Here is a 270-nt window from a genome sequence, read left to right as displayed (position 1 = left end):
CGCGCACGCTGAACTCGTCGTACCAGGCGTCCTGCAGGAAGTCGGCTTCGGTGGTGGCCGTCCAGCGCACCTCGGCGAGTTCGTCGGCGATGGTCTTGCCATGGCTCTCATAGGGCTTGGCGAGCGGGGCGCGGGTGGTGGTCAGCGTCCAGCCCGCCTTGGGCACGGGCTTGGCGCCGCGCAGGCCTTCGGGCAGGGTCAGGATGATCTGCCGGGTGGCCGAGCCGTCGCAGCCATGGCCGACCCGCAGCACGGCCTTGTAGGGCTTGC

At 70.7% G+C, this 270-nt stretch carries 1 protein-coding gene; it reads right to left on the bottom strand.

All coding sequences use genetic code 11. The annotated features are described in order from the left end of the window. A partial coding sequence (locus RVY79_RS19775; protein WP_317466270.1) for a YcnI family protein occupies nucleotides 1-270 on the bottom strand: 270 nt, incomplete at both ends.

The sequence above is a fragment of the Chromohalobacter sp. HP20-39 genome, from assembly GCF_033052815.1.
GTDB lineage: Bacteria > Pseudomonadota > Gammaproteobacteria > Pseudomonadales > Halomonadaceae > Chromohalobacter.
Note: the sequence above shows the minus strand (reverse complement) of the source record. Positions and strands in the feature narration are given on the sequence as shown.